The 4,441-nt window shown below is 71.7% G+C and carries 4 protein-coding genes; all 4 read right to left on the reverse strand.

All coding sequences use genetic code 11. The annotated features are described in order from the left end of the window. On the reverse strand, positions 1-1,181 hold a 1,181-nt coding region (locus I4I78_RS34060), incomplete at its 3' end, for a tyrosine-type recombinase/integrase (protein WP_218614999.1). Positions 1,182-1,286: 105 nt separating this feature from the next. After that, positions 1,287-1,649 carry an AAA family ATPase gene (locus tag I4I78_RS30650; protein WP_218615000.1) on the reverse strand — a complete coding sequence of 121 codons (363 nt, stop codon included), beginning with the start codon at positions 1,647-1,649 and terminating at the stop codon, positions 1,287-1,289. After that, the gene (locus I4I78_RS30655; protein WP_218615001.1) at positions 1,649-3,127 is read right to left on the reverse strand and encodes a Mu transposase C-terminal domain-containing protein; all 1,479 of its coding nucleotides are present in this window, start codon (positions 3,125-3,127) and stop codon (positions 1,649-1,651) included. Before I4I78_RS30655 ends, I4I78_RS30650 begins: the two co-directional genes overlap by 1 nt. 459 nt (positions 3,128-3,586) lie before the next feature. Then, positions 3,587-4,186, reverse strand: a complete 600-nt coding sequence (locus I4I78_RS30660; protein WP_218615002.1) for a recombinase family protein — start codon at positions 4,184-4,186, stop codon at positions 3,587-3,589. Between the last annotated feature and the right edge of the window lie 255 nt (positions 4,187-4,441).

The raw sequence follows: 4,441 nt of genomic DNA on the forward strand, positions 1-4,441 counted from the left end.
CACGAGCCCTCACCCCACACCTGACGCAGCGCTGCGTCGAAGGCTGGGTCGTGCACGTCGACGTGCCCGTAGACCTCGTCCACCATGGCCGCTGAGGCCCAGCCGCCGGCGTCGCGGGCGATCAGCAGGTTCCCGTGCGAGGCGTCGAGCACCGCGGAGGCGAAGTTGTGCCGGAACGCGTGCGGCTTGACCCTCCCCAGGCTTGCCCGCTGCCCGGCCCGGGCGAGCATGCGGCGGGCCCCGGCCGGCGCCCAGGGCTGCCCGGCGTTGGCGCCGTGCAACTGGACCAGCAACATCGCGTGCTGTGCCCGCCCGCGCGGATATTCGCTGGTGATGTAGTCGAAGTAGGCGTGGATCATCGCCGGGCTGACCCGCCTGATCAGCCCGCCGGTCACCGTGCCCTGCTCGATCCGCCAGGGGTGCTTGGTCTTGGCCGCGGCCTGGTTGGGGTTGGCGGGCCGGTGGCAGACGTGCAGATGCGGCGACCGGCACTGCCCGCACGCCGCGTTCTCCCGCAGGTGCAGATCAATCAGGTGAAGCCCGCACAGTTCCCCGACCCGAAGGCCCCCATCGGCCAGCCAGGTCACCACGAGCCGGTCCCGGGCCGAGCTCACCGTGGCCAGCAGCTCCTCCCGCGCCCCGTCGGGCAGCATCTTCGGATGACGCCGGTGGGGGCCCTGCGGGGCCAGTGGGTTGCTCGGTATCGCCTGCGCGGTGTGCCCGAGGAACGAGCGGCGACGGTCCGCCCGAGAGGGCAACCTGCTGGTGTCCAGTCGCTTGCCCAACTCGGTGGTGATCCCGAGTGAGGCTTGATGCAGGTAGAAGCCCTTCAGGCAGGCCGCCGTCGTCGCCAGAGCCGAGCGGCCGTAGGGACGCTTGCCGACCCGCCACGGCTCGCCCAGCGGCATGCGGACCTCCGCGCCGACGATGCCCATGTAACGCTCCAGGTCGCGAAAACCCACGTCGTCGACGGCCAAGCACTCGCGTTCCAGCCAGCGCAGGTGATCGACCAAGAGATAGGCGTAGGTGCGCTGCGTGCCCGAGCCGTCGTACTCGCGCAGAAACCGGTCCGCCTGATGGTGCTCGGTCCCTTCTGGCCACACGATCGTCCAGGACCGCCGTCCGTCCTTGCGCTGGATCTGCTGGACCCGAAGATCCCCGATCACCACTTGCCGTGCCACACGTCCTCCGCGTTGATCTCCGAACAGGACGGACATCCCGAACCCGGTCGGTAAACAACCACGGGACGTCCCCGGAACCACGCAGGACGGACGGCGCGTACAGGTCTATCTGCGGTCGGCAAAATCGACCACCACCGCCCGCGGCCCGCGCCCGAGGGACTCGAGCAGCTCGTCGGTGAGCACGAACCGGCTGCGCCGCCCGGCCGGGTCGCGGGTGAGCTGCTCGAACAGGGTTGCCGCGACCAGGCGCATCGTCGGCCGGGACGGGAACTCCACCCACGACACCGCCACCCCGGCGTGCCGGGCCAGGGCCCGTTCGACCGCGTAGCTCTTGCCCAGCCCCGCCGGGCCGTGCACCACGCCCATCGCCGCCGCCGCCACGACGTGCTCGACGGCCTGGTCGGTCGCGACCAGGCCCGGGGTGGGCAGCGTGCGCGCCCCGGCGATGTCCAGGAAGTGGTGACCCATCAGCGGCTTTCACTCTCTCTCGGCTCGACGGCAGCGGCGGGCGGGCCGGCCAGGTCATCGAGGTCGGCCCCGGTGGCAGCGGTGGCGATGTCGGGGTTCCAGAACGCGAAGTCGGTCTTCAGGTCGAGCAGGTTCGTACGCGCCAGCCGGCGCAGCGCCTCATCGCCCCGCCGCTCCCGGCCGGGCCGGCCCGACATCGGTTCGCGGCGCTCAGCGCCCGCGGCCGCGGCGGTGACGACGGTGGTGTCGGTGACCGGGCCGGGCTCGGTGATCGGGGCCAGCTGGGCGCGGGCCCGGCGACTCGCCCAGCGCTGACGGCGGCCGAGCTCGGCGGCGTCCGCGCGGCGCCGCTCGAGCACCGCCGCGCGTTGCTCGTCGGTCAACGTGTCCTGCGCGAACGCGGTCGCCAACCACACATCACCCCGGAACACCTCGATGCTGCGCCGGTCGTGGGGCATGTAACGGACCTGGACCCGCTCACCGACCAGGCCGTTGAGCTCCGGAGCCAGGAACCGGACCCCGTCGTGATGCACCCCGTCACGGTTGACCGTGCGCTCCCGATCGGCCAGCAGCATCCAGCGCAGCGCCTCGGCCGGGACCTCCCGGAGCGGGGTCGCGTCCTGGTTCCAGCGCCGCAGCGGCGTGCCGCCCACCGCGGAGTGCACCCGGACGGTGTTGTAGTCGGCGACCCAGGCGGCGAAGCGGTCCACGAACAACCCGAGCGCCATCGGGTCGGCGTCCGGGCCCAGCAGCGTGCCGTCGACCGCGCGCGGCCCGCCGGTGTAGAACGGCAACCCGGACAGGAACTCCTGCACCAGCGTCCGGTTCCACCGCTCCACCTTGCCCTTCAGATGCGGGGTGTAGGGCGGGGCCGGGGCCAGCTCCACCCCGAGCGCCGCGCACGAACGGCGCAGCGCGGCCGCGGTGAACTCCAACCCGTGATCGGTGCGCAGCACCGCCGGGACACCGCCGAACGGGCCCCGCGCCGGGTCGACCACGATCCCGCCGCGCACCGCGGCCAGCACGGTCCCCGAGTTCGGACGCAGCGAGATCGCCCACCCCATCACCAACCGCGAGAAGCCGTCGATGAACACCGTCGCCCACGGCTTGACCGGGCGCTGGGCCCGCGGCGCCAACACCAGCACCGGCAGCTCGACGTGGTCGCCCTCCCACATCGCATTCCGGGCCGGCGGCGCCCACCGCAGATACACCTCATACCGGCGCCGCCCCTCCACGCCCTCCACCAACCCGGCCCGCTGACCCGGAGTCAGCTGCGCGGCGAAAGCGCGCTGCAACCGGCGCACCGACAGCCCGTCCGGGCGGCCGGCGTGCAGCTCGCGGTGCACCGCCGCGACGTTGCCCTCCCAGTTCGCGAACGCGTCCAGGTCCGCTTTGGTCAGCTCGTAGCGATCCGACCGGGCCCCGTCCTCCGGCTCGGTGAACACCGCGACCCAACGCCACACCGAGCGCGCGCTCACGCTCAGCTCCGAGCCACCCGACGAACCTCGTCCCCGATCGGCTCACCCGCTCGGCGACGTTCCCGCAGCCGCGCCACCAACAACGCCTTGACCTGCGGGTCCACCCGACTCATCGCCCCAGCTCACCGACACAGTCCGGGCACACCGGCCCAGAGGTTCGCCACCCAGTCCTCGACATCCAGTCCTGCACCACCACGATGGCCGCCGGGTCGCCGGCGGCCAGCACTCCGCCCAGCAGCGGCCCATCACCGCAGCGCACACACGCCAGGTCAGCGACCGGCCCGTCCGGGACGCAGCCACGGCAGAACCGGGCCTGCCTCACCCCGCCCGGGCCCGGCAGCAGCCACGTCATCGCCACCTCCGCGCGTGTGATCGGGTTCGTCGGTACCTGCCCGCACCCCGAACAACGGATGCCACAGGCCTGGCGATACGCCACCCCGACCGGCCGAGACCCCATCGCTACCTCCGCTCCGCCGGCGCCACCCGGGGCGAACCGTCGAGGTGGCGGTAGATCGTCTTGCGCGACACATGGAACGTCTCGGCGATCTCGGCAACGGTGTACCGACGCTTCCCGTCGACGCCGGTCTCGTCATACATCTGCCGGGCGATCAGCACCTGGCGCTGCGAAAGCTTCGGCTTCCGACCCCCGGTGCGACCACGGGCCCGAGCCGCCTCCAGGCCCTCCAGGGTGCCCTCACTGATCAGGTCGGCCAGCATCTCGTCCATCGCACCAATCACGTGGAACAGAAACCGCCCCGCCGCCGTCGTGGTGTCGATGCCCTGCTTGAGCACCACCAGGTCCACACCGCGCTCATCGAGCAACGCCGCGACCTCGGTCAGGTGACGCACCGAACGCGCCATCCGCGACAGCCGAGTGATCACCAGCTCGTCCCCGGCCCGCAAATACTCCAGACACCGGTCCCACTCCGGGCGCCGCGCCAGCTTCCCCGACGCGGTATCGGTCCACACCCGCTCACACCCCGCCGCGCGCAACGCATCGAGCTGGGAGTCATCGGTCTGCGAACGGGTCGAGACCCGCGCGTACCCGTACCGCGCCACCGCCGCAGCGTCCCACAATCGGTACCACCACCACCGTGGCGACACGTTGAATTCGCACGCTAGTTACGGCTCGACGCCACCTGGTCGAACCTTGTTCACCGAAGATCACCCCCGAGGCGGGTCAGAAACGACCCTTTCTGAGTGCAGCTCCTGGTTAAGGCGGCGGGATGGACGACAGACACCTCGAGAGGCTGCCTCGGCTGTGAGCCGGGGGCTCACGCGATGACGGCGAGCCCGCTGAGCACGGCCAGTACC

The organism is Pseudonocardia sp. KRD291, from assembly GCF_019263595.1.
Lineage (GTDB): Bacteria > Actinomycetota > Actinomycetes > Mycobacteriales > Pseudonocardiaceae > Pseudonocardia.

Bases quoted from the DNA above. Each gene is read 5' to 3' on its own strand.
- I4I78_RS30650 (WP_218615000.1), bottom strand. From the start codon at position 1,649: ATGGGTCACCACTTCCTGGACATCGCCGGGGCGCGCACGCTGCCCACC.